This is a genomic window from Polymorphobacter sp. (genome assembly GCF_051860865.1).
In the GTDB taxonomy this organism is placed as follows: domain Bacteria; phylum Pseudomonadota; class Alphaproteobacteria; order Sphingomonadales; family Sphingomonadaceae; genus Sandarakinorhabdus.
The window spans coordinates 70,074-92,717 of sequence record NZ_JBIMKZ010000001.1 but is presented as its reverse complement, the minus strand read 5'-3'; the positions used below and the strand labels follow the sequence as shown (position 1 = coordinate 92,717).

Sequence of the window (22,644 nt, the reverse complement as noted above, 5' to 3'; positions counted from 1 at the left end):
TTTTGCTGCCGACAGAGATAGGGCCGGCATTGCAGGGCTGCAAGCGCCGCGCTATGAAGAACTCACTGCCCCGGGGTGCGCCTTACTGGCCATTGCCGGGGTTTCGAGATTCTGGCCCCTTCCAATTTCGGGTTTTCGGAAAGGGTTGTTTGCCAACCAGGTCCGGCCAGCCCAGCCGGCGCAAGGAGAGCTGCCATGACCAGGCGCCGCCAGATTTACGAGGGCAAGGCGAAGATCCTCTACGAAGGGCCGGAGCCGGGCACGATCATCCAGTATTTCAAGGATGATGCCACCGCCTTCAACGCGCAGAAAAAGGGCACGATCAGCGGCAAGGGGGTGCTGAACAACCGCATTTCCGAGCATCTGTTCACCATGCTGGCGACGATCGGCATCCCCACCCATTTCATCCGACGGCTGAACATGCGCGAGCAGCTGGTGCGGCAGGTGGAGATCATCCCGATCGAGGTGGTGGTGCGCAACGTGGCGGCGGGCAGCCTGTCCAAGCGCTTCGGCGTGGAGGAAGGCTCGGTGCTGCCGCGCACGATTCTCGAATATTATTACAAGGACGATGCGCTGGGCGATCCGCTTTGCACCGAAGAGCATATCGCCGCCTTTGGCTGGGCCAGCCAGGAAGAGATGCACGACATCGCCGACATGGCGATCCGCATCAACGACTTCATGGCCGGGCTGTTTGCCGGCGTCGGCATCCGGCTGGTCGACTTCAAGCTGGAGTTCGGGCGGCTGTTCGACGGCGAATTTTCGCGGGTTATCCTGGCGGACGAGATTTCGCCCGATGGCTGCCGGCTGTGGGACATGAAATCGGGCGAGAAGCTCGACAAGGACCGGTTCCGGCGCGATCTCGGCGGCGAGGTCGAGGCCTATCAGGAAGTGGCGCGGCGGCTGGGGCTGCTGCCCGAGGACGATGCCTCGGTGCTCGATCTGGACGAGCACCGGAAATCCCGGGGCAAGTGAGCTTGCGGTCGGCGCGGACGGGGACTAAGCGGCTGGCATGAAAGCACGTGTCACCATCACCCTGAAGAACGGCGTTCTGGACCCGCAGGGCCGCGCCATCCAGTCGGCGCTCGGCGGCCTCGGGTTCGAGGGCGTCGCCGACGTCCGCGCCGGCAAGGTCATCGAGCTGGAGCTGGCCGATGGCACATCGCCCGAGACGATCGACGCGATGTGCCGCAAGCTGCTCGCCAACACGGTGATGGAGAATTACCGGGTGGAGCTGCTGTGAAGACCGCCGTCATCGTTTTTCCGGGATCCAATTGCGACCGGGACCTCGCGGTGGCGCTGGAGATGGTGACAGGCATCAAGCCGGCGATGGTCTGGCATGCCGAGACCGAACTGCCGGCGGGGATCGACCTGATCGGCGTGCCGGGCGGCTTTTCGTTCGGCGACTATCTGCGCTCGGGCGCGATGAGCGCGCGCGCGGCGATCATGCCGGCAGTGGCGGCGGCGGCCGAACAGGGCCGCGCCGTGCTCGGCATCTGCAACGGCTTCCAGATCCTGACCGAGGCCGGGCTGCTGCCGGGCGCGCTGATGCGCAATGCGGGGCTGGACTTCGTCTGCCGCGACGTGGCGCTCAACGTGGTCAACAGCCAGACGATGTTCACCAGCCTCTATGAGGCGGGCGAGCGCATCTCGATTCCGGTGGCGCATCACGACGGCAGTTATTTCGCCGATGGCGCGACGCTCGACCGGCTGGAAGACGAAGGCCGGGTGGTGTTCCGCTACGGTGAAGCCGTCAACGGCTCGGCGCGGGATATCGCCGGAATCGTCAACGCGCGCGGCAATGTGCTTGGAATGATGCCGCATCCGGAACGCGTGGTGGAACCGGCGCATGGCAGCACCGACGGCCGACGGCTGTTCGAGGGGCTGGTCGGCGCACTGGTCGGCGCCTAGATGCTCGTTTTGAACGGCGTGAAGTTGGTGTCGGTATCGTAGACATCCAGGCCTTCCTGGCGCTTGAACCAGGCGACGACCTTGTAGGTGACCGGGGTCAGCGCGGCTTCCCAGAGGACTTTCAGCGCATAATTGGTGAGGAGCACGCTGATCACAAGTGACGGCTCCCACACGCCCCAGAAGGCCAGCGGATAAAAGATCAGGCTGTCGACCCCCTGCCCCACCACGGTGCTGCCGATGGTGCGGGTCCAGAGATAGCGCCCGCCGGTCCACACCTTCATCCGCGCCATGACGAAGGCATTGGCCATCTCGCCGGCCCAGAAGGCGAGGATTGAAGCGAGGAAGATGCGCGGCACCTGACCGAAAACGGCGGCGAGCGCAGCCTGACCTTCGTAACCTTCGGCCGGCGGCAGGGTGACGATGAACCAGCTCATGCCGGCGGCGAACAGCGACGCGGCGAAGCCGACCCAGACGACGCGGCGGGCGCGGGCGAAGCCATAGACCTCGGTCAGCACGTCGCCGAGCACATAGGACAGCGGGAAGAACAGGATGCCGGCGCCGAAAGTGACGGCGCCGATCAGCGGCACCTCGACCTGTGCCGGCTTGGCAGCGCCGATCAGGTTCGAGCAGATCAGGATGACAGCGAAGGCGGCCATGGCGACATCATAATGGCGCAGTGGCCGGCCCTTCAGGGCATCGGCGTCGATCGCCGTAATGGCGGGCGTTTCGGCGGGCACGTCGACAGCGGACATGACCTCTTGTCGCGGCAGTGCGCGCCGGTTGCAAGAGGGGGTGGAAAAGGTCGCAGCCGCCGGTGCGGCCGGGCGTCAGGCCACGCTTTCGAGGAAGCGAATCAGAGCCTTTTCATCGGCTTCCAGCATGCCGCTGAACTGGCCGCCGAGGGCGCCGGCGCGCCAGCCGGGGAAGACATGGGGGTGGATATAGGCGGCGCGGCAGACGGCCGGGGTGTTGCCGAGCTGGGTGGCGGTGGTCTTGACGCAGGCAACGATGGCGCGCTTGGCTTCGGCCTCGGTCAATGGCGGATCGGCGGCGGCGAGCGTGCGGGCGGCGCCGAGCGTTGCGGCCCAGGTGCGGAAGTCCTTGGCGGTGATGTCTTCGCCAGTCAGCGTGCGCAGATAGTCGTTCACGTCGGACGAATCGATGGCATGGGCGGTGCCGTCGGCGTCTTCATATTGGAACAGGCGCTGGCCGGGGAGATCGCGCAGCTTCTTGATGACGGTCTGCGCCTTTCGGTCGGTGATGCGGGTGCGGTGGCGGACGCCGCTTTTGCCGCGGAAATCGAACAGCAGCGCCTTGCCATCGGCCTTGAGGTGGCGGGCGCGCAGCGTGGTGAGGCCGAAGCTCTTGTTGGTGCGGGCATAATCCTCGTTGCCGATGCGGATCAGCGTGGTCTCGAGCAGGCGGACGATGGTGGCGAGGACGCGCTGGCGCGAGAGGTCACGGCGGGCGAGGTCGCGGTCAACGGCGGCGCGCAGGGCCGGGAGAACCCGGCCGAAGGCGGCCATCTGGCCGAACTTGGCGCTGTCGCGATGTTCACGCCACTTGGCATGGTAGCGATATTGCTTGCGGCCGCGCGCATCGCGGCCGGTGGCCTGGACATGGCCGCGGGCGTGCGGGCAGATCCAGACCTGGGTCCAGGCCGGGGGGATGGCGAGGGCGGCGATGCGGGCGAGATCGCCTTTGTCGGTGACGCGGCGGCCCTTGGCATCGGTGTAGCGAAATTTGCCGGGGCTCCCGCTACGGCCGATGCCGGGATCGTCATCGCTGGAATAACGCAGACCGGCCTCGCGGGCGGCGCTGACGGACTCGGGATCGGGAGCAGCGCTGGCCATCGGACGCTCAACCGGGCGGCGACGGCGGAGTTCCAGCGTTCTATTTTTGTTCTATTCGTGATAGTCTTCCCAGATGGACGATTCGCGGCCTTTGCGGTGGTTGTATCTCGACCTCAACAGCTATTTCGCCAGCGTCGAGCAGCAGCTGAACCCGGCATTGCGCGGCCGGCCGGTGGTGGTGGCGCCGGTCGATACCGACAGCACGAGCGCGATCGCCGCCAGCTATGAGGCCAAGGCGTTCGGCATCCGCACCGGCACAAAGATCTGGGAGGCGAAGGCCAAGTGCCGCGACCTGGTGATCGTGCCGGGCCGGCACGAGGACTATGTGCGCTTCCACCACCAGATCATCGAGGAGGTGGGGCGGCATGTGCCAGTCTATGCGGTCTGCTCGATCGACGAGGTGGCCTGCAGGCTGCTCGACAACGAGAATGGCGAAGCGTCGGTGCGGGCGCTGGCGGCGCGGATCAAGGCCGGGATCCGGGGCAATGTTGGCGAATGCCTGACCTCGTCGATCGGCGTGGCGCCGAACCGGCTGCTGGCGAAGATGGCCGCCGACATGATGAAGCCGGACGGGCTGACCATCCTGCCGGCCGAGGCCATTGCCGGTCGGCTCCGGCAGCTGCCGCTGAGCGATATTCCCGGCGTCGGGCGGAACATGGCGGCGCGGCTGGCCGCGGCCGGGGTGGTGACGATGGACCGGCTGCTGGCGCTCGACCAGCGCGAGGCGCGGGCGGCCTGGGGCAGCGTCTGGGGCGAGCGGATGTTCTGGCTGCTGCGCGGCCATGAGTTGCCCGAGGTGGAGACGGTCAGCCGCTCGATCGGCCACAGCCATGTGCTGGGGCCGGAGAAGCGGCCGCTGCCGGCGGCACGACTGGTGACGCGGCGGCTGCTGGCCAAGGCGGCGACGCGGCTGCGGCGGGCCGGCAAGCGTTGCGGCCGGCTGGGGCTGAGCGTCAAGGCCGAGGCGGCGCGGGGCGACAAGCCGGCGAAATGGGGCGGCGAGGTGCGGGTGGCGGCGCTGATGGACACCCCTGCCCTGCTGGCGGCGCTGGAGGGGCTGTGGGCGCGGATGCTGGCGGAGTTCGGCCAGCATCGGCTGCTTCAGGTGGGGGTGACGCTGGCCGATTTTTCCGATGCCGATGCGGTGCAGGGCGGGCTGTTCGATGACGTCTGCGTGGCCGACGAGGCGCGGCGGGTGGCGCTGAGCCGGGCGATGGACAAGGTCAACGCCCGGTTCGGGCGCGATGCGGTGACGCTGGGGCATGACCGGATCGGCGCGGTCAAGTCGGCGGGGCCGCGGATCGCCTTTACCCGGATTCCCGAGCTGGCCGAATTCAGGGAGTGATCAGTGGAGCTTGAGGCGCGGGCGGACGACCTGATTGACATGGCCGATCAGCAATAGGCTCATTCCCTTCAGCCAGCCATGGATGGCGAACAGGTGCATCCGGTACAGGCTGATATAGACGAAACGGGCCAGCCGGCCCTCGATCGCCATGCGGCCGCCGACGAGATTGCCCATCAGGCTGCCGACCGTGGTGTAGCGCGCCAGGCTGACCAGCGAGCCCTTGTCCCGGTAGACGAACGGCTTGAGCTCCTTGCCGTCGATCAGCGCGCGGATGTTGCGATAAGCGGTGTCGGCCATCTGATGGGCGGCCTGGGCGCGCGGCGGAATCGGCTTGGCGCCGTCCGAAGGCACGAAATAGGCGCAGTCGCCGATGGCGAAGATGCGGTCGTCGCGGCTGGTCTGCAGCGTGTCATGGACGACCAGCGTGTTGCCGCGCGTCGTCTCCAGCCCGCCGATATGGGCGAGGAAATCGGCACCCTTGACGCCGGCGGCCCAGACCTTGAGCTCGGCCGGGATGCTCTCACCGTCGGCGGTGTCGATGCTCTCGGCGGTGGCGGCGGTGACCTTGGTATTGGTGAGGACGCGGACGCCGAGCACTTCCAACTCGGCATGGGCGGCCTGGCTGAGCTTTTCCGGCAGCGCCGGCAGGATGCGCGGGCCGGCCTCGATCAGCGTCACCTGCAGGCGCTTCTCGTCGAACACCTCGAGGCCGTAATAGCCGAGCGCGGTAGCGGCGGAGTAAAGCTCGGCAGCGAGCTCGACGCCGGTGGCGCCGCCGCCGACGATGGCAACGCGGGCAAAGGCATCAGCGTTGGGGTCGGCGGTCATCTGGCGGGAGACGCGCAGGCACTGGTTGAGCAGCTTGCGGCGGAAACGGTCGGCGTCCTTGCGGCTGTCCAGGCTCAGGCAATGCTCGCGGACGCCGGGCGTCCCGAAATCATTGGAGACCGAGCCGACCGCCAGCACCAGATAGTCATAGCGGATGCTATGGCGGCCGATGACCTCCGAGCCGTCCTCGTCGATGATCGGGGCGATGATGATCTGCTGGGCCTCACGGTCGATCGATTCGAGGGCACCGTCGAAATAGCGATAGCCCCAGCGGAAGGCGTGGCCGCGATAGCCGACCTCGTCGAGATTGGCATCGAGGCTGCCGGCGGCGACTTCGTGGAGCAGCGGCTTCCAGATATGGCTGGTGTTGCGATCGACGAGGATGAGGTCGAAATCCCGGTTGTCCAGCGCGCTGGCGAGCTTGCGAACAAGCTCCAGCCCGCCGGCGCCGCCGCCGACGATGACAATCTGGGTCTTGCGGCCGTCGGGCCTTGTGCGGGGCATGCTGTCCCTTCGGGGTCTCGTCTGGCCGTTTCCGGCTTTCCTTAACGGGCTTGCGCGACTTTCCCAAGCGGGCAGTTGGACGGGACAGCCAAAACGGCTAGAGCCGCCACATGAGCAGCCCCATCACGCCCCAGATCGTTGCCGACCATGGCTTCACCCCCGAGGAATATCAGCGCGTCCTTGCCTCGATGGGGCGCGAGCCGAACATGCTGGAGCTGGGCATCTTCTCGGTGATGTGGTCCGAGCATTGCTCGTACAAATCATCACGGATGCACCTGGCCAAGCTGCCGACCGAGGCGCCCTGGGTGATCTGCGGGCCGGGCGAGAATGCCGGCGTCATCGACATCGGCGACGGGGATGCGGCGATCTTCAAGATGGAGAGCCACAACCATCCGAGCTTCATCGAGCCCTATCAGGGCGCGGCGACCGGGGTGGGCGGCATCCTCCGCGATGTCTTCACCATGGGGGCGCGGCCGGTGGCCAACATGAACGCGCTGCGCTTCGGCGACATCGAGGCACCGCGGATGCGCCATCTGGTCAAGGGCGTGGTGGCCGGGATCGGTGGCTATGGCAATTGCGTCGGCGTGCCGACGGTGGGCGGCGAGACGATTTTCCACCCGAGTTACAATGGCAACATCATCGTCAACGCGATGACCGTGGGCGTGGCCAAGGCCGACAAGATCTTCTACTCGGCCGCCGCCGGGGTGGGCAATCCGGTGATCTACGTCGGCTCCAAGACCGGGCGCGACGGTATCCATGGCGCGACCATGGCGTCGGCCGAGTTCGACGAGAATTCGGACGAAAAGCGGCCGACCGTGCAGGTCGGCGATCCGTTCACCGAGAAGCTGCTGATCGAGGCCTGCCTCGAGCTGATGGCATCCGATGCCATTGTCGCCATCCAGGACATGGGGGCGGCGGGGCTGACGTCTTCAAGCGTCGAGATGGCGTCCAAGGGCGGGGTGGGGCTGCGGCTCGACCTCGACCGGGTGCCGTGCCGGGAAAGCCGGATGACGCCCTATGAGATGATGCTCTCGGAGAGCCAGGAGCGGATGCTGATGGTTCTGAAGCCTGGGCGCGAGGCTTTTGCCGAAGCCATCTTCCGCAAATGGGGGCTGGATTTCGCGGTGATCGGCGAAGTGGTGGCCGGCGGCAATCTGACAATGACCTTCCACGGCGAAGTGGTCGGCGAGATTCCGCTCGAGCCGCTGGCCGACAGCGCGCCGAAATATGACCGGCCCTGGGTGCCGACGCCCAAGCGCGAGGCACTGGGCGCGGTGCCGGAAAGCGTTGATGTGGGCGCGGACCTGCTCACGCTGATGGGCAGCCCCGACCTCTGCTCGCGCGCCTGGATCTGGCAGCAGTACGACCATATGGTCGGCGCCGACACCGTGCAGCGGCCGGGCGGCGATGCGGCGGTGGTGCGCGTCCATGGCACGGCCAAGGCGCTGGCGATGACCACCGATTGCACGCCGCGTTATTGTTTTGCCGACCCGGTGGAGGGCGGCAAGCAGGCGGTGGCGGAGACCTGGCGGAACCTGATCTGCGTCGGCGCGAAGCCGCTGGCGATCACCAATTGCCTGAACTTCGCCAGCCCGCAGAATCCGGTGGTGATGGGGCAGCTGGTCGGCTGCATCGAGGGGATGGCCGAGGCCTGCCGGGCGCTCGACTATCCGGTCGTGTCCGGCAACGTCAGCCTGTACAACGAGAGCCGGGCGACCGGCGGCGGTCGGGCGATCCTGCCGACGCCGGCGATCGGCGGGGTGGGGCTGCTCGCCGACTGGCAGAAGGTGATGACGCCCGGCTTCAAGGCCGAGGAGGAGACAATCTGGCTGGTCGGCGGCGACGGCGTCGATCATCTCGGCCAGTCGATCTGGCTGCGCGACATCCATGGCCGCGAGGACGGGCCGCCGCCGCCGGTCGATCTCGCGCGGGAGCGGGCAGCGGGCGACTTCGTTGCCGATCTGATTGCCACCGGCAAGGCGTCCGCCGTGCATGACGTGTCCGACGGCGGCGTGCTGGTCGCGCTGGCCGAGATGGCGCTGGCGGGCGGCCTCGGCGCCGAGACGGAGGCGATGACCGCAGCGGCGGCGTTCGGCGAAGGCCAGGGGCGCTATCTGGTGACGATGCCCGAGGACTGGACGTTCTTCGACGCGCCGGTGCCGCTGCGGAAGATCGGCCGGACCGGGGGCGATGCCGTGGCCGGAGTGCCGCTGGCGGCGCTGCGGGCCGCACACACCGGGGCGCTGCCGGCGATGCTGGAGGGATGAGTCAGGCCGGGAAGCGGCGCCGCGTCCCGTTGGCGAGGGCGACGAGAGACAGCATGACCGGGACTTCCACCAGCACGCCGACTACGGTGGCGAGCGCGGCGCCGCTGTTGAGGCCGAACAGGCCGATGGCGACGGCGACGGCCAGCTCGAAGAAGTTGGAAGTGGCGATAAGAGCGCAAGGTGCGGCGATGGGAAACGGGATCTTCCACGCCCAGGCGGCGGCATAGGCCAGCGCGAAGATACCGTAGCTTTGCAGGATGATCGGCGTGGCGATCAGCGCGATGAGGCCGGGCTGGGCAAGGATCAGCGGTCCCTGGAAGCCGAACAGCAGCACGACGGTGAGCAACAGGCCGATCACTGAAAAGGGCTTGGCTGCGGTGATGAAGCGGCTGACGGCGGCCTCGCCGCCCTGCGCGCCGAGGCGTCTGCGGGTGAGCGCGCCGGCGGCCAGCGGCACCACGACATAAAGCGCGACCGACAGCAGCAGGGTCTCCCAGGGCACGTCGATGCTGGTGACGCCGAGCAGCAGCGCGACAATGGGGGCGAAGGCGACCACCATGATCAGGTCGTTCACCGATACCTGCACCAACGTATAGGCAGGGTCCCCGCGGGTCATCTGCGACCAGACGAAGACCATGGCGGTGCATGGCGCGGCGCCGAGCAGGATGAGGCCGGCGATATATTGCTCGGCGTCATCGGGCGCGATGAGGCCGGCGAAGACATGCTCGAAGAACAGCACCGCCAGCGCGGCCATGGTGAACGGCTTGACCAGCCAGTTGACGATGACGGTAAGGATCAGTCCCTTGGGGCGTTTGCCGATCTGGCGGATGCTGGAAAAATCGACTGCCACCATCATCGGAAAGATCATCGCCCAGATGAGAAGGGCGACCGGAAAATTGACCGAGGCATATTCGAGCCCGGCAAGGCTCGTGAAGACCGGGGGAAACAACTGCCCGAGGCCGAGACCGGCGATGATGGCGAGGCCGACCCAGAGCGACAGCCAGCGCTCGAATACGCCGAGAGGAGAGCTTTGTGCCATCAGCCGGCGGCGATAGGCGCGGTTTGTGACAAGCGCGTGTCAGCCAAAATCCAGGCCGATATCGGCGGACGGCGCGCTCTGGGTGATGCGGCCGACGCTGACATAGGTGACGCCGGTTTCGGCGATGGCGCGGATGGTGTCGAGGTTGACGCCGCCCGAGGCTTCGGACGGGACCCGGCCGGCGATGAGCGCCAGCGCCTCGCGCAGCATCGGCGGCGGCATGTTGTCCAGCAGCAGCCGGTCGGCGCCGGCGGCCAGCGCGGGCGCGATCTGGTCCAGCGTGTCGACCTCGACGACGATGCCGTTCAGGCCCGCGGCCTTGGCAGCGGCGACGGCGGCATCGACCGACCCGGCGACGGCGATGTGATTGTCCTTGATCAGCACGCCGTCATCGAGGCGGAGCCGGTGGTTGGTGGCGCCGCCCTGGCGAGTGGCGTATTTTTCCAGCAGGCGGAGGCCCGGCAGCGTCTTGCGCGTGTCGAGCAGCGTCGTTCCGGTGCCCTGGATTGCGTCGACATAGCGGCGGGTCAGCGTGGCAATACCGGTCAGGTGCTGGACGGTGTTGAGAGCGCTGCGCTCGGCCGAGAGCACGGCGCGGGCATTGCCGGAGATCCGCAGCAACGGCGTGCCGGCGGCGACGCGGTCCCCGTCCTGCACCAGCGGCTCGAGCGTACAGCCGGGATCGAGCGCACGGAAGAACATTCCGGCCAGCGGCAGGCCGGCGACGGTGATGTCATCCCGGCTGGCCATCACGGCGGTAAGCCGCGCATCGGCGGGGATCGTCGCGGCGGAGGTGACGTCGCCGCCCTCGCCGAGATCCTCGGCGAGCGTCGCGGCGATGAAGGCCGGCAGGTCGAAGCCGGCAATGGCGAAATCAGTCACCGCGCACCGGCACGTCCGAGACCGCGGCCGACATTTCCAGCATCCGGTCGAGGCTGATCTTGGCGCGCAGCCGGACATCCTCGGGCACGGTGATCTCGGGTTTGAGATCGCGCAGCGCCAGATAGAGCTTCTGCAGCGTGTTCAGCGCCATATAGGGGCACATGTTGCAGCCGCAATTGCCATCCGCACCCGGCGCGCCGATGAAGGTCTTGTGCGGTGCCTTGAGCTGCATCTGGTGGATGATGTTGGGCTCCGTAGCGACGATCACCACCGGCTCGGGGCTGTTCAGCGCATAGTTGAGGATGCCGCTGGTGGCGCCGATATAATGGGCGAGATCGAGGATGGCGGCCGGGCATTCGGGATGCGCCAGCACCGGGGCAGCCGGATGCTCGGCCTTGAGCTTGAGCAGCTCGGTGACCGAGAAGCGCTCATGGACGATACAGCTGCCGTCCCACAGCAGCATGTTACGGCCGGTCTTGCGGTTGAGCCAGGCGCCGAGATGCTTGTCGGGTGCGAACAGAATCTTCTGGTCGGCCGGCAGCTGGTTGATGATCTTTTCGGCCGAGGAGGAGGTGACGATGATGTCGCTCTCGGCCTTCACCGCCGCCGAGCAGTTGATATAGGTCAGGCTCAGATGATCGGGATGGGCGCGGCGGAAGGCGGCGAAGCTCTCCGGCGGGCAGGAATCCTCGAGGCTGCACCCGGCCTTGAGATCGGGCAGCACCACGGTCTTCTGCGGCGACAGGATCTTGGCAACCTCGGCCATGAACTTGACGCCGCAAAAGGCGATGACATCGGCATCGGTGGCGGCGGCCTTGCGGCTGAGATCGAGGCTGTCGCCGACGAAATCGGCAAGATCCTGAATCTCCGGGTCCTGATAATAATGGGCGAGGATGACGGCATTCTTCTCGCGCGCCAGCCGCTTGATCTCGGCCTTGAGGTCGAGTGCGGGGCCGGCAGGCGTGCCGAGCGGATTGAGACGGGCGTCCATGGGCGCGGGCTATTCCTGAGTGGGGGAAGTTGCAGCTGATGTAGGAGCGAAGCCGGCGAATGTCACCTTCACCCGGGCATCGTCATAGCCAGCGGCGACCAGTGGCAGCAGGAACATTCGCTGCACGGCATCGCGCGCCGCCTCGTCGGCCAGCCGGGCGATCGCCGGCGCCTGGGCCTGGGCCCGCATGTCGGCGGCAACCGCCGCGCGGTTGGCGGCATCGAGCCGGGATTCGACATTGGTCAGCGCCATCAGCAGCGCGCCGTTGCTGAACTCGCGGGCGGCGGGGAGATCGACCTCGGGGCCGGCCGGCTGCGGGCGTGGCGCATGGATGGTCAGTGTGCGCGTCGGCACGTCCCAGCGCATGGTCTCGACCTTGAGCGTCGACAGGTCCAGCTCATAGCGGATGGTGCCGGGGATAATCAGCGTCTTGCTGGCCGAGACCAGCCCGCCCAGCCGCTCCGAGCGCGAGGTGATGACCGAATTGAACCGCGCCGTCAGCACGATCAGCCGCGACTGGCGCTGCACCGATTCGAGGCTGGTGGCGGCGATGCTGAGCGGCGCCTCACGGCCGCCGAGCCAGGCCGGCAGCCGGTCCGAAGCGAAATTCAGGCCAGCAATGACAAGCCCGGCGCCGATTGCCAGGCCAAGGAGAACACGAATCATGCAAGAACCCATTCGTCTGAAGCCGGCTGCACGCGGCCACGTGCCTGGAGATCAAGGAGATGCGCCAGCACCGACCGACCAGCGGCGCCGTGCAGCCGCGCATCGATGCCCGCATACATGGTGGCGACCATCGCGGGAATGCTGCGCGGGCCGCTGGCCAGCGCCTTCAGGATCTGGTTCTCGCGCTGCTTGCGATGGGTGATCAGCCCGCGCACGAAGCGCTGCGGATCGGTGACCGGCTCGCCGTGCGTTGGATGATAAATCACCTCGTCACGGTCGAGCAGCTTGCGCAGGCTGGCCATGTAATCGGCCATGTTGCCGTCCGGCGGCGCCACGACGGTGGTCGACCAGCCCATGACATGGTCGCCGGTGAACAGCGCCTTTTCCTGCGGCAGCGCGAAGCACAGGTGATTGGAGGTATGGCCGGGCGTCGCCAGTGCGGTCAGCGTCCAGCCCGGGCCCTCGACGGACTCGCCGTCCACCATCACCCGATCCGGGGCGTAGAGCGGATCGAAGCCGGCATCGGCGCGCGGCCCGTCGTCCGAGAGCACCAGCGGCGCGCAGCCGATGATCGGCGCCCCGGTGGCGGCCTGAAGCGCCGGCGCCGCCGGGCTGTGGTCCATATGGGTATGGGTGACGAGGATATGGCTGACCGTCTCGCCGGCCAGCCCCTCGATCAGCGCCTTGACATGCGGGAAGTCCGCCGGCCCCGGATCGATGACCGCGACCGTGCCGCGACCGACAACGAAGGTGCCGGTGCCGGTATAGGTGAAGGGCGACGGGTTGCGCGCCAGCAGCCGGCGAACCAGCGGGCTGCGCGCCACAAGCTGGCCATAAGCGACGGAATCGGGATGGGCGGCGGGGTCCATGCATGGGCTTTTGGCAGGCGCGGGCTTGAATGGGAAGCTTGCCGGGCGCGGCGTGGCGTCCTAGCACGCTCGCAACCGAGCGGGAGAGACGGACATGCAGCGGTTTGATGTGGTGATTGTCGGATCGGGCCATGCCGGCGCCCAGGCGGCGATCGCACTGCGCCAGCTGGGCTATGCCGGCAGCATCGCGATGGTCGGCGAGGAGCCCGAGCTGCCCTATGAGCGCCCGCCGCTCTCCAAAGACTATCTTGCCGGCGAGAAGAGCTTCGAGCGGATGTTGATCCGCCCGGCCGATTTCTGGGCGGACAAGGCCATCACCATGCTGCCGAACCGGCGGGTCGTGGCGGTGGACAGCGAGGCGCATGAGGTGCTCGATGGCGGCGGCGAGCGCATCGGCTATGGCGCGCTGATCTGGGCCGCTGGCGGCGCGGCGCGCAAGCTCGGCTGCCCGGGCGCCGATCTGGCCGGGCTGCATTCGGTGCGCACCCATGCCAATGTGCTGGCGCTGAAGGCCGAGCTGGAAAGCACGCGCCATGTGGCGATCGTCGGCGGCGGCTATATCGGTCTTGAATCGGCGGCGGTACTCGCCAAGCGCGGGCTGGCGGTGACGGTGCTGGAGGCAATGCCGCGGCTGCTGGCACGAGTCACCGGCGCGGAAATCGGCGATTTCTATGCCATGGTTCACCGAGCCGCCGGCGTCACCATCCGCACCGGCGTCAGTGTCGTCGGGCTGGAAGGGCACAATGGTCGGGTGACCCATGTGCTGCTCGAGGGCGGCGAGGCGGTGCCGGCCGAACTGGTGATCGTCGGCATCGGCATCATTCCCGATGTGGCGCCGCTGCTGGCGGCCGGCGCTGAATCGGCGGCCGGCGGCGTCCGTGTCGATGACTATTGCCGGACCGCGGTCGCGGATGTGTTCGCTATCGGCGACCTCGCCACCCATGCCAACGCCTTTGCCGACGGTGCGGTGATCCGGTTGGAATCGGTGCAGAATGCCAATGACATGGCGACGACGGTGGCCCGGGTGCTGACCGGCAATCCACAGCCCTATCGCGCCGTGCCATGGTTCTGGTCGAACCAATATGATCTGCGGCTGCAAACGGTGGGGCTGAGCATCGGCCATGATTCGACTGTGCTGCGCGGATCGCCCGACAACCGGTCGTTCAGCCTGATCTATCTGAAGCAGGGCCGGGTGGTGGCGCTGGATTGCGTCAACGCGGTCAAGGACTATGTCCAGGGCAAGGCGCTGGTCGAACGCGGGCTGGTGATCGCCCCGGAGCAACTGGCCGACGCAACAGTTCCGCTGAAATTGCTGCTGCCGGCTTGAATTGCCCGATAGGCGCGCCGCTTCTACTCGGCTAGGCTTCCCCGAAAAATGGGGATGGACCAATGGCCCATGCATCGGATGTCTGGGATTTCATCATCGTCGGCGCGGGCTCGGCGGGTTGCGTGCTGGCCAATCGGCTGACCACCGACAAGACCACGCGCGTGCTGCTGCTCGAGGCTGGCGGGCGCGACAATTCGATGATGATCGCCATGCCCGGCGGGCTGGCCCAGATACTGCCGCCGGAACGGCAGAGCGAATATGACTGGGGCTATTGGACCGTGCCGCAGACCGAAATGGGCGGCCGGGCGATGTACTGGCCGCGCGGCCGCGTCCTTGGCGGATCGTCGTCGATCAATGGGATGGTCTATATCCGCGGCCATCCCAGCGACTATGACCGCTGGGCTCAGTTGGGGCTGTCGGGCTGGGGCTGGCCGGACGTGCTGCCCTATTTCCAGCGGGCAGAAGCCAGCGACCGTGGCGCCGATGCCTGGCATGGCGGCACCGGGCCGCTGCGCACGTCAAGGACCGGGGCGCTGCCGCACCCGCTCAACAAGGCCTTTCTCGACGCCTGCGTCGAAGCCGGCCTCAAGCGCACCGATGACTTCAACGGCCAGCAGTTCGAGGGCGCCGGCCTGTATGACGCCACCATCCACAAAGGCGCGCGCTGGTCGACGGCCCGCGCCTATCTCGATGCCGATGTGCAGGCGCGCCCCAATCTGGCGATCATGACCGGGGTTCAGGTCGAGCGGGTGCTGTTCGATGGGCGGCGTGCCCGGGGCGTGAGCTTTCGTCGTGCCGGCCGCTCGGAATCGCTACGCGCGCGCCAGGTCATCCTCTGCGGTGGCACCGTCAACTCGCCCCAGTTGCTGATGTTGTCGGGCATCGGCCCCGCCGCCCATTTGCGCGCCATGGGCATACCGGTCATCCATGACAGCCCGGACGTGGGCGGCAACCTCCAGGATCATCTCGACGTTACCGTCCAGTGGCGCTGCCGCGAGCCAATCACCCTCAATGCCAACGCCAGGCTGGGCAACAAGCTGAAGATGCTTGGCGCCTGGATGCTGGCGCGGCGCGGCAACGCCGCCCATATGCCGACACCGGCCGGTGCTTTCCTCTGCAGCCGGGAAGGACTTGCCGCCCCCGACATTCAGATGCATTTCATGCCGATGATCTGCAATCCGCACGGCCGCGGATCACTGGGCACCGACCATGGCTATCAGATGCATGTCTGCCTGCTGCGACCCCAGAGCCGCGGCGCTGTCCGCCTCGCCGCCCCTGACCCGCTGGTCCTGCCAGCCATCGATCCACGCTATCTTACCGCGCCCCAGGATATCGAGAGCTTGCGGCGAGGCATCGAGATTGCACGCCAGATCGGGCGCCAGCATGCGTTCGATCGTTATCGTGATAGCGAGATATGGCCCGGCCCGACTGTCGATGATCCGGAAGCTCTGGTCTCAGCGATCAGGGCATGGGGGGAGACCATCTACCATCCGGTCGGCACCTGCCGGATGGGCATCGATTCCCAAGCGGTCGTCGACGCCGAGCTGCGCGTCAACGGCGTCGAAGGCCTACGCGTCATCGACGCCTCGATCATGCCCCATATCGTTTCCGGCAACACCAATGCGCCAACGATCATGATTGCCGAAAAGGCCAGCGACCTGCTGATGCAGCAGCGCAAGCTGGCGCGCAAATTGGGTCTCGCCGCATGACCGCGGTCAGCGAGATGACGCTCGAGTTGCCGCAATGGCGGATATCCCCGGGGCTGGCTGACTATGCTGAGACGCTGGCCGCGATGGAGGCGCATGTCCGGGCGATGCAGGCCGGCACCGCCGACGAACTGGTCTGGCTCGTCGAACACCCCCCGCTCTACACGGCGGGCACCAGCGCGCGTATCGAGGAGCTGCTCGATCCCCAGCGCTTTCCGGTCTTCAACACAGGCCGCGGCGGCCGCTACACCTATCACGGGCCGGGGCAACGCGTCGCCTATGTGATGCTGGACCTCAGCAGGCGCGGGCGGGACTTGCGGTGCTTTGTCGCTGCGCTCGAGGCCTGGGTGATCGCGGTCCTTGCAGACGTCGGCGTCGAAGGCTTCCTCGTTCCCGAAAAGGTGGGCGTCTGGGTGGACACCCCCGCCGGCGCGGCCAAGATCGCCGCGCTTGGTGTCCGGGTCAGCCGCTGGATCAGCTATCACGGGATCGCTCTGAACATCGATCCGGATCTCGAAAATTATTCGGGAATTCAACCCTGTGGACTGGCCGAACCGGTCACCAGCCTGCGCGCGCTGGGCGCCCCGGCAGCCATGGCAGCCGTCGATCGCGCCCTGGCGACACGTCTGCCGGCGATGCTCGCACAGCTCGGCCATTGACCGGCCATTCGGCCGGCCGCAACAAAGCGTCCACTGGGCGTTCGGCTGAATAATTATTCATCGAGCCGCTTGAGACCGGCGCCGAATCTGCTAATACCCCAGTCAGGTTGGGGGATTAGGGCGAACCGATCCAACGCCTCCTGCGACCGGCGTGAGGTCACGCTGGCACGGGAATAGTCTCAAGGAGCTATATGATGGCTGATATCGTCTCGAAGCTGAAGACCGCCGCTCTCGTTGCCGGCGCTGCACTGATCGTTGTTGCCTGCGGCGAAAAGCCTGCCGACACCACCGTCGAAGTCACCACCGACGCCGTTCCGGCCGAAGAAGCCGCTCCGGCTGCTGACGCCGCCGCCATGGAAGCCGCTCCGGCTGCTGACGCCGCCGCCGCCTCGGCTGACGCCGCTGCTGCCTCGGCTGACGCCGCTGCCACTTCGGCTGATGCCGCTGCTGCTCCGGCCGCTCCGGTTGAAGCTGCTCCGGCCAACTAATCTCGACAGCGTCTTCATGACGTGTAGAAAGGGCTGCCGAAAGGCAGCCCTTTTTTGTTGTCTCAATCGTTGGAGTAGGCGGACATGAGTCTGGAATCGATCACCGAAGAGATGAAAAGCCGGATTGGCACAGGCGGAAGCATCAAGAAGTCGGTGAAATTCGATTTCGGCGACGATGGCATCGTCCGGATCGATGACACGGTGTCTCCGGCTGTGGTTGACAATGCCAACGCGCCGACGGATTGCACCGTGCGTGTTTCGATCTCCGATTTCGTCGACATTGCCCAAGGCAAGCAGAATCCGCAGATGGCCTTCATGATGGGGAAGCTGAAGGTCGAAGGGGACATGTCAGTTGCCCTGCAATTGGGCAGCATCCTGGGTTAGTCAGACGCTATGCATGCCCTGGCTCGGTTGTTTGGCGCGGACGCAATGTCCGCCAGAAAGTTTCTCTTGCGTACTCATAACCTTTATCGGTCCGGCCTTGTTCTTCAGGCCGTGGTGATCGCACCGCTTCTGCTCCATGCGTCAGCTTACGCTCAGGCTCCTGCACCCAGCCCTCCACCCAAGCCGTCCGGCTTCATGGTCCCCAAAGTTACAGCATTGCGCGCGACGACCGCTGCCGAGGCCGAAGCCAATGCGATCTGGAACCTGAGGGCCGCGCTCAACGTCGCAGCCCTGCAGTGCCAGTTTTCACCCTATTTGATGACGGTGCGAAACTACAACGAAACGCTCCGGCATCATGCCGCCGAACTCAGCCGCGCCCAAAAAGTACTGCAAGGCCATTTCCGCCGTCATGATGGCGCCCGCGGCGCCAACAGCTTCGATCAATATACAACGCGGACCTACAACAGCTATTCGACACTTGATGCCCAATATAGCTTCTGCGGCGCAGCGGGCGAAGCGGGCCGCCAGGTGCTCACCATCAAGCGCGGCCAACTCGGCAAGGAAGCCCCGAAGCTGAACATCGGCCTGCGCGCATCGCTGTCGGAGCAACCCAAATTGACGCTCTACGAGATCCGACCTCTGGCCCCGCTGATATTGGCGCAGATAGAGCCACCGGTCGAAGAGCGCCGACGCCGGCGATAGGCGATTCTCATGATCTAGCGTGAAGGCGCCGCCGGCCCAAAACCGGCGGCACATTTTTTGCCGGTCGCCTGGTCAGTCCCAGCAGCATTTCCGATGCCCGGCACCAGCAATAAAAAGGGCCGCCTCTTGCGAGACGGCCCATCTTTAGTTCGCTTGCGCGAAGATCACATCGGGCGGCAGGGGCCCGTATCAGCCGGCACCGGAGCGCCGCTGAAGGTGATTTCCACACGACGGTTCTGCGGTTCGCGCACACCATCAGCGGTTTCGACCAGCGGCCGGCTCTCACCAAAGGCCTCGGTTGCGATGACCGATTCCGGCACACCCTTGCCGACCATGTACGCCTTGACGGCGTCAGCACGGCGCTGCGACAGGCGAACGTTATAGTCGTCGGCACCCGACTTGTCGGCGTGACCGGCAAGCGCGATGCTGGTCTGGCCAGTCGCGGCATACTGTTCCGCAGCGCGGTCCAGGATGGCAGCGGCTTCAGCCGTCACGAGCGACTTGTCCCAATCGAAGAACACCAGGAACGGTCCAGGCGTCACAGCGGCCGGCGGGCACGGCGGCAGCGGAGCCGGCGGCGGAGCCGGGGGAGCCGGCGGCGGCGGCGGCGGCGGCGGCGCTTCCGCGGTGAAGAAGTTGTAGGCCAGCGTCACCATCAGACTGTGGCTACGATACTTGCTTTCGGTCTCCAGACCATTTGTCGTGAAGGTCTTCACGTCGGGGACGTTGAAGAAGCGATACTTCAGACCGAGGTCGACATGGTCGCTGATCGGCTTGTAGACGCCAGCAAGCACCTGCCAGGCGAACCCGGTGTCGGTGTCGTTGATGAACGCCTGACCGAACTTGGCGGTCTGCAGATCGGAGAGCTGGACGCGGGCGACACCGGCACCACCACCGACATAGGCGCCGAGGTTACGCTCCTGGCCACCGAAATCGAGCAGGCCGTTGGCCATGAACGACAGGACGCGGGCATTGCCGTCGGCACCCGGATAGGCACCCACGCCGGGAACGCGGGGAGAACCGTTGAACATGCGGATGGCCGGGATCACCTTGTCGATGTTCACGACATCGAGGTTGTTGTCCTTGTAGGCCACTTCGAATTCGGCACGGAACGGACCGAAATCATAGCCGATGTTCCCACCGGCATCGAAGCCGATCTCGTACTTGTTACGGATGGCATCGGTCGTCGTGACGGTGCCGGCCGCGTTGCGGATGTCAAAAACCTGATTCTGCATCAGGTTGGCACCGGCGCCGACGCCGACATACCAGGACTTGTCACGGGCCTGGGCGCCACTGGCAAGCATCGTCGTCGCGAGTGCTGCCCCAATCAAAAGTTTACGCATATAGTTCCCCTTATACAGCAGGTGTGCCGCTTTGAACTGACGTGTCATCTAGCCCACGCCTCATCGCCTAAGCAAGCCCTGAATGCAGTCTATTGTTGTATAATGGCAACACCCCCACATCGATCTGAACAGACGCGTCAAGCCCATCCTCTAATCGATAACCCCTTGGCTACGCAGCGCCGAAAGCAACGCCCCAAGGCATGCGCGCGCCTCCACGTCGACGATCGACCCGCCAACAGGCTCGGCAATCTCGGCCGTTGCCACACCGAATAACAGGCGCTCTCCGACCATCAGCGCGGACACCGGCCAGCCCGACGACCAGCCCCCGTTCCAGACAATGCTGCCCTGCTCGTCCGCCACCCAGACCGCCGTGCCGGTCACCGGGTCGGAGAACACCCAGCCCACGCCATCGAACAGGGCGATCCGTCCCTCCTCACCGGCCCAGGCCCCGCTCGCCCCCGCCGGCACAAGATACGAATCACCCGCCACCGCCGCCGGCGGCGCCGTCACCGAACGAGACACCACGGCCAGCTGCAACGCCCGGTCAATGGCGGCCAGCGCCTCATTGTGCGTCACTTCCTTTTGTGCCTGCCCAGCAACCAGCAACGGCAGCTTGTGACGGATGCTCAAGCTCATGCTTCTCTCCTCAATGGCTAGCTGATTGGCAGGCTGGCAACGGCCGGCCGGCCCGGCCCCACCGCAGCGCTCAACTGCGAAATCTCGACCCCCACGACCGCGCCATCCCCATCGGCAACCCGATCGGCCGCCGCATAACGAACGCCCGGCGCCACCACCTCGCGCTCGCGCACCACCACGCCGTCGAGGCTGATCCGCACCCGATAGGCTTCGACCGCCTCGGCCAGCGGCGCATCGACGAAGTCCAGCCAGGCAAAACCACCCCGACTGCGCCGCACCCAGCGCGCCACCACATCGTCGCCCACGCGCGCCATTCGCAAATGCGCGGGCGCCAGCGGCAGCAGTGCCGTCCCGCGTACCACCAGCGCCTCGGCGCCGGCGCCGACATCGAAGGCCCCCGTCGGCCGCGCCAGCACCGTCTGGCCCAGCATCTCCAACCCCAGCTCAAGGCCGACCGGCGCCGGACTGTCGAGCAGCACGAATCGCTCCCCCGTGCCATGCCCGGCCACCGCTGCCTCCGTCCCCCGTCGCCCGCGCAGCAGCCGGCTCAGCCTAAACCGCCCCGGCCCGGTCGCTTCGGCCCGTCCGAACTGGATCAGCTCATCGCCTAGCAGCGCCAAATTCGCCCCTTGCAGCACCGCCACATCGCTCTTGCCCTCCAGCCACATATGCACGCCGAGCAGCTCGACCTCGACGCTGTTGTGTACGTCCCACACCGCCGTCGCCCCGGCCGCCAGCACACTGGACGCCACCCCCATCGCCGTCGGCACCGAAACCAGCCCACCCCCGGCATAGCTCGCGCCCCCGTCCCGGCTGATCTCGAATCCCGCCCGCCGCCACGCCGCCGAGGCCCCTGCCGCCGCCACCTGGAGCACCGGCACGGTCGGGGTTCCGGCGCCCAGCCCGGGCAGTTCCATCAGCTGCAACTGCGTCGGCCCCGCCGCGCCATCACCCGGGTCGGGAACCCGCCCGCCATCGCCGCGCAGCGCCACACCGGCGCCCGCCGCCACCCGCTCGAGCGACAGCCCCATCACGAACTGTTCGAAGCGCAGCTCGCGCACCCGCCAGACATCGACCGCCCCGCCCAGCCGCACCAGCATTCCGGGCGCCAGCCCCAGTTCGCGCCAAGGCAGGCTGATCGTCCGCTTCAGCCTTGATGCCTGGCGCCGGGACAAGGTCCGCGCCGCCAGCGTCTTGGCCGCGTCCGGGGACATCGCCGCCGGCAGCACCCCCTGCCCCAGCCGGCTGCCACTGCCCCGCCGCACCCGCTGCAACCCCGATTGATAGTCGCGGCCGACATCATAAAAGCCGATCTGGAACACGTCCGGCCCCGAATCGCCGCCATAGCTCTGCCGGTCTCGCGTCCGCGCCAGGCTGTCGGCCCGCGCCTGCTCGCTGCCCCCGGCAATATCGATCACCGGCAGCGCCGCGCCATCGCCGATATCGCGCAAAACCAGCCCGTCCCCGCTCGCCACCACAGCGGCATCGACCATCTCGACCAGCGGCGCCAATGCCTCGGACAGGCTGCCCGGCCGCCCGAAGAAGAAACCGGACACCGGCGAGAACACGCCCTCGACCGCAAACGCCAGCCGCCCGCCATCACCGTCGACACCTTGCACCAGCGCCTGCGCCACCCCGCCCAGATCGAGCGTCCCCTCGCGCTCATCGGCAATGATCTCGAAGGTCAGGTTGGGAATCCGGTTGCCAAACTCCCCCAGCGCCAGATCCTCGAACACGGCATAGGCCAGCCCCCTGTAAGCGGGCGTCTCGCCCCCCTCGGCCGCCGCGATCAGCGGATCAACGGGCTGGTCCTCATCGCCCGGATGCAGCCGCATCACCATCGGCAGCAGGAACGTCCCTTCCGCATCGCGCACCAGCCGCCCATCGGCCCAGATCCGCCCCACGCCCGCGATCCGCCGCGCCGCGAGGCCCACCGCGAACGACGCCGAATAGCTGTACTGGTTGGCCGCCGCCCCGCCCTTGCCGCCGCCGCCGCGCGCCACCTGTTCGGCGATGCCGCTGCTCCAGATCAGATTGCCCGCCGCCCGCATCCGGCCAACAATCACCGGGATCGCTTCGCCATAGGCCGCGCTCTGCACCACCGGATTGTCGATCCGGCCGATGTCGCGCACCCCACCGGGGCTGAACAACGCCCGGTCGACGAAGCCGCCGGCCACAGAGCCCAGCAACCCACCGATCGGTCCGCCGAACGCCCGGCCCACCGCCCCCAGAACAATTGTCGCCATG

At 66.8% G+C, this 22,644-nt stretch carries 22 protein-coding genes; 11 read left to right on the top strand and 11 right to left on the bottom strand.

Annotation, left to right across the window (positions count from 1 at the left end; all coding sequences use genetic code 11):
• The first annotated feature begins 195 nt into the window (after positions 1-195).
• Genes purC through purQ form a run of 3 tightly spaced genes read left to right on the top strand, consistent with a single transcriptional unit; the run spans position 196 to position 1,908 of the window.
• Positions 196-972: a phosphoribosylaminoimidazolesuccinocarboxamide synthase gene (gene purC / locus ACTIFJ_RS00570; RefSeq protein ID WP_439532124.1), complete on the top strand. Its 777-nt coding sequence runs from the start codon at positions 196-198 to the stop codon at positions 970-972.
• Between the two features lie 37 nt (positions 973-1,009).
• A complete protein-coding gene (gene purS / locus ACTIFJ_RS00565; protein ID WP_439532123.1) occupies positions 1,010-1,240 on the top strand; it encodes a phosphoribosylformylglycinamidine synthase subunit PurS in 231 nt (76 codons plus the stop codon).
• Positions 1,237-1,908 carry a phosphoribosylformylglycinamidine synthase subunit PurQ gene (purQ, locus tag ACTIFJ_RS00560; protein ID WP_439532122.1) on the top strand — a complete coding sequence of 224 codons (672 nt, stop codon included), beginning with the start codon at positions 1,237-1,239 and terminating at the stop codon, positions 1,906-1,908. Before purS ends, purQ begins: the two co-directional genes overlap by 4 nt.
• On the opposite strand, the gene ACTIFJ_RS00555 is transcribed toward purQ, so the two are convergent.
• Both ACTIFJ_RS00555 and ACTIFJ_RS00550 read right to left on the bottom strand, forming a co-directional pair.
• The gene (locus ACTIFJ_RS00555; RefSeq protein ID WP_439532121.1) at positions 1,905-2,660 is read right to left on the bottom strand and encodes a queuosine precursor transporter; all 756 of its coding nucleotides are present in this window, start codon (positions 2,658-2,660) and stop codon (positions 1,905-1,907) included. The genes purQ and ACTIFJ_RS00555 overlap by 4 nt on opposite strands.
• A 75-nt stretch (positions 2,661-2,735) precedes the next feature.
• On the bottom strand, positions 2,736-3,761 hold the full coding sequence (locus ACTIFJ_RS00550) for a DNA topoisomerase IB (protein ID WP_439532120.1): 1,026 nt from the start codon (positions 3,759-3,761) through the stop codon (positions 2,736-2,738).
• 73 nt (positions 3,762-3,834) lie between these two features.
• Between ACTIFJ_RS00550 and ACTIFJ_RS00545 the strand changes: the two genes are divergently transcribed.
• Positions 3,835-5,106: a Y-family DNA polymerase gene (locus ACTIFJ_RS00545; protein ID WP_439532119.1), complete on the top strand. Its 1,272-nt coding sequence runs from the start codon at positions 3,835-3,837 to the stop codon at positions 5,104-5,106.
• Here the strand turns inward: ACTIFJ_RS00545 and ACTIFJ_RS00540 are convergent, their stop codons facing one another.
• Positions 5,107-6,438, bottom strand: a complete 1,332-nt coding sequence (locus ACTIFJ_RS00540; protein WP_439532118.1) for an NAD(P)/FAD-dependent oxidoreductase — start codon at positions 6,436-6,438, stop codon at positions 5,107-5,109. It abuts the gene before it with no gap.
• Positions 6,439-6,548: 110 nt separating this feature from the next.
• On the opposite strand from ACTIFJ_RS00540, the gene purL reads away from it, so the two are divergent.
• Entirely contained in the window at positions 6,549-8,705 is a 2,157-nt protein-coding gene (purL, locus tag ACTIFJ_RS00535) for a phosphoribosylformylglycinamidine synthase subunit PurL (protein WP_439532117.1), read from the top strand.
• Position 8,706: 1 nt separating this feature from the next.
• Here the strand turns inward: purL and arsB are convergent, their stop codons facing one another.
• The 5 genes from arsB to ACTIFJ_RS00510 are packed head-to-tail and all read right to left on the bottom strand — an operon-like array spanning position 8,707 to position 13,152.
• A complete protein-coding gene (gene arsB / locus ACTIFJ_RS00530) occupies positions 8,707-9,744 on the bottom strand; it encodes an ACR3 family arsenite efflux transporter (protein WP_439532116.1) in 1,038 nt (345 codons plus the stop codon).
• 39 nt (positions 9,745-9,783) lie between these two features.
• Positions 9,784-10,626, bottom strand: coding sequence for a carboxylating nicotinate-nucleotide diphosphorylase (gene nadC / locus ACTIFJ_RS00525; RefSeq protein WP_439532115.1), 843 nt, complete (start codon positions 10,624-10,626; stop codon positions 9,784-9,786).
• On the bottom strand, positions 10,619-11,617 hold the full coding sequence (nadA, locus tag ACTIFJ_RS00520) for a quinolinate synthase NadA (protein ID WP_439532114.1): 999 nt from the start codon (positions 11,615-11,617) through the stop codon (positions 10,619-10,621). Before nadA ends, nadC begins: the two co-directional genes overlap by 8 nt.
• Before the next feature lie 9 nt (positions 11,618-11,626).
• Positions 11,627-12,283: a DUF4230 domain-containing protein gene (locus ACTIFJ_RS00515; protein ID WP_439532113.1), complete on the bottom strand. Its 657-nt coding sequence runs from the start codon at positions 12,281-12,283 to the stop codon at positions 11,627-11,629.
• Entirely contained in the window at positions 12,280-13,152 is an 873-nt protein-coding gene (locus tag ACTIFJ_RS00510) for an MBL fold metallo-hydrolase (protein ID WP_439532112.1), read from the bottom strand. The genes ACTIFJ_RS00515 and ACTIFJ_RS00510 overlap by 4 nt, the downstream gene beginning before the upstream one ends.
• A gap of 94 nt (positions 13,153-13,246) precedes the next feature.
• On the opposite strand from ACTIFJ_RS00510, the gene ACTIFJ_RS00505 reads away from it, so the two are divergent.
• The 6 genes from ACTIFJ_RS00505 to ACTIFJ_RS00480 all read left to right on the top strand — a co-directional run bounded on the left by ACTIFJ_RS00505 (position 13,247) and on the right by ACTIFJ_RS00480 (position 18,418).
• Positions 13,247-14,479, top strand: a complete 1,233-nt coding sequence (locus tag ACTIFJ_RS00505; RefSeq protein WP_439532111.1) for an NAD(P)/FAD-dependent oxidoreductase — start codon at positions 13,247-13,249, stop codon at positions 14,477-14,479.
• A 62-nt stretch (positions 14,480-14,541) separates the two neighbouring features.
• Complete coding sequence (locus tag ACTIFJ_RS00500) at positions 14,542-16,188, top strand: GMC family oxidoreductase (protein ID WP_439532110.1); 1,647 nt, start codon at positions 14,542-14,544, stop codon at positions 16,186-16,188.
• A complete protein-coding gene (lipB, locus tag ACTIFJ_RS00495; protein WP_439532109.1) occupies positions 16,185-16,844 on the top strand; it encodes a lipoyl(octanoyl) transferase LipB in 660 nt (219 codons plus the stop codon). The genes ACTIFJ_RS00500 and lipB overlap by 4 nt, the downstream gene beginning before the upstream one ends.
• A gap of 194 nt (positions 16,845-17,038) precedes the next feature.
• Positions 17,039-17,332 (top strand): hypothetical protein, encoded by a 294-nt coding sequence (locus tag ACTIFJ_RS00490; protein WP_439532108.1) that lies wholly within the window; start codon positions 17,039-17,041, stop codon positions 17,330-17,332.
• Between the two features lie 84 nt (positions 17,333-17,416).
• Positions 17,417-17,716, top strand: a complete 300-nt coding sequence (locus tag ACTIFJ_RS00485) for an SCP2 sterol-binding domain-containing protein (RefSeq protein ID WP_439532107.1) — start codon at positions 17,417-17,419, stop codon at positions 17,714-17,716.
• Positions 17,717-17,761: 45 nt separating this feature from the next.
• Complete coding sequence (locus tag ACTIFJ_RS00480; RefSeq protein ID WP_439532106.1) at positions 17,762-18,418, top strand: hypothetical protein; 657 nt, start codon at positions 17,762-17,764, stop codon at positions 18,416-18,418.
• A 164-nt stretch (positions 18,419-18,582) separates the two neighbouring features.
• Here the strand turns inward: ACTIFJ_RS00480 and ACTIFJ_RS00475 are convergent, their stop codons facing one another.
• The 3 genes from ACTIFJ_RS00475 to ACTIFJ_RS00465 all read right to left on the bottom strand — a co-directional run bounded on the left by ACTIFJ_RS00475 (position 18,583) and on the right by ACTIFJ_RS00465 (position 22,643).
• Positions 18,583-19,761, bottom strand: coding sequence for an OmpA family protein (locus tag ACTIFJ_RS00475; RefSeq protein WP_439532136.1), 1,179 nt, complete (start codon positions 19,759-19,761; stop codon positions 18,583-18,585).
• A gap of 150 nt (positions 19,762-19,911) precedes the next feature.
• Positions 19,912-20,397 carry a DUF2793 domain-containing protein gene (locus ACTIFJ_RS00470; RefSeq protein ID WP_439532105.1) on the bottom strand — a complete coding sequence of 162 codons (486 nt, stop codon included), beginning with the start codon at positions 20,395-20,397 and terminating at the stop codon, positions 19,912-19,914.
• A gap of 17 nt (positions 20,398-20,414) precedes the next feature.
• Positions 20,415-22,643, bottom strand: a complete 2,229-nt coding sequence (locus ACTIFJ_RS00465; protein ID WP_439532104.1) for a GTA baseplate fiber-binding domain-containing protein — start codon at positions 22,641-22,643, stop codon at positions 20,415-20,417.
• Position 22,644 lies beyond the last annotated feature (1 nt).

What these genes read in the sequence shown, in the direction of transcription:
- purC (WP_439532124.1), top strand. Translation starts at nt 196, where the DNA reads ATGACCAGGCGCCGCCAGATTTACGAGGGCAAGGCGAAGATCCTCTAC.
- purS (WP_439532123.1), top strand. Translation starts at nt 1,010, where the DNA reads ATGAAAGCACGTGTCACCATCACCCTGAAGAACGGCGTTCTGGACCCG.
- ACTIFJ_RS00555 (WP_439532121.1), bottom strand. Translation starts at nt 2,660, where the DNA reads ATGTCCGCTGTCGACGTGCCCGCCGAAACGCCCGCCATTACGGCGATC.
- ACTIFJ_RS00550 (WP_439532120.1), bottom strand. Translation starts at nt 3,761, where the DNA reads ATGGCCAGCGCTGCTCCCGATCCCGAGTCCGTCAGCGCCGCCCGCGAG.
- ACTIFJ_RS00545 (WP_439532119.1), top strand. Translation starts at nt 3,835, where the DNA reads ATGGACGATTCGCGGCCTTTGCGGTGGTTGTATCTCGACCTCAACAGC.
- ACTIFJ_RS00540 (WP_439532118.1), bottom strand. Translation starts at nt 6,438, where the DNA reads ATGCCCCGCACAAGGCCCGACGGCCGCAAGACCCAGATTGTCATCGTC.
- purL (WP_439532117.1), top strand. Translation starts at nt 6,549, where the DNA reads ATGAGCAGCCCCATCACGCCCCAGATCGTTGCCGACCATGGCTTCACC.
- arsB (WP_439532116.1), bottom strand. Translation starts at nt 9,744, where the DNA reads ATGGCACAAAGCTCTCCTCTCGGCGTATTCGAGCGCTGGCTGTCGCTC.
- nadA (WP_439532114.1), bottom strand. Translation starts at nt 11,617, where the DNA reads ATGGACGCCCGTCTCAATCCGCTCGGCACGCCTGCCGGCCCCGCACTC.
- ACTIFJ_RS00515 (WP_439532113.1), bottom strand. Translation starts at nt 12,283, where the DNA reads ATGATTCGTGTTCTCCTTGGCCTGGCAATCGGCGCCGGGCTTGTCATT.
- ACTIFJ_RS00510 (WP_439532112.1), bottom strand. Translation starts at nt 13,152, where the DNA reads ATGGACCCCGCCGCCCATCCCGATTCCGTCGCTTATGGCCAGCTTGTG.
- ACTIFJ_RS00505 (WP_439532111.1), top strand. Translation starts at nt 13,247, where the DNA reads ATGCAGCGGTTTGATGTGGTGATTGTCGGATCGGGCCATGCCGGCGCC.
- ACTIFJ_RS00500 (WP_439532110.1), top strand. Translation starts at nt 14,542, where the DNA reads ATGGCCCATGCATCGGATGTCTGGGATTTCATCATCGTCGGCGCGGGC.
- lipB (WP_439532109.1), top strand. Translation starts at nt 16,185, where the DNA reads ATGACCGCGGTCAGCGAGATGACGCTCGAGTTGCCGCAATGGCGGATA.
- ACTIFJ_RS00490 (WP_439532108.1), top strand. Translation starts at nt 17,039, where the DNA reads ATGGCTGATATCGTCTCGAAGCTGAAGACCGCCGCTCTCGTTGCCGGC.
- ACTIFJ_RS00485 (WP_439532107.1), top strand. Translation starts at nt 17,417, where the DNA reads ATGAGTCTGGAATCGATCACCGAAGAGATGAAAAGCCGGATTGGCACA.
- ACTIFJ_RS00480 (WP_439532106.1), top strand. Translation starts at nt 17,762, where the DNA reads ATGTCCGCCAGAAAGTTTCTCTTGCGTACTCATAACCTTTATCGGTCC.
- ACTIFJ_RS00475 (WP_439532136.1), bottom strand. Translation starts at nt 19,761, where the DNA reads ATGCGTAAACTTTTGATTGGGGCAGCACTCGCGACGACGATGCTTGCC.
- ACTIFJ_RS00470 (WP_439532105.1), bottom strand. Translation starts at nt 20,397, where the DNA reads ATGAGCTTGAGCATCCGTCACAAGCTGCCGTTGCTGGTTGCTGGGCAG.
- ACTIFJ_RS00465 (WP_439532104.1), bottom strand. Translation starts at nt 22,643, where the DNA reads ATGGCGACAATTGTTCTGGGGGCGGTGGGCCGGGCGTTCGGCGGACCG.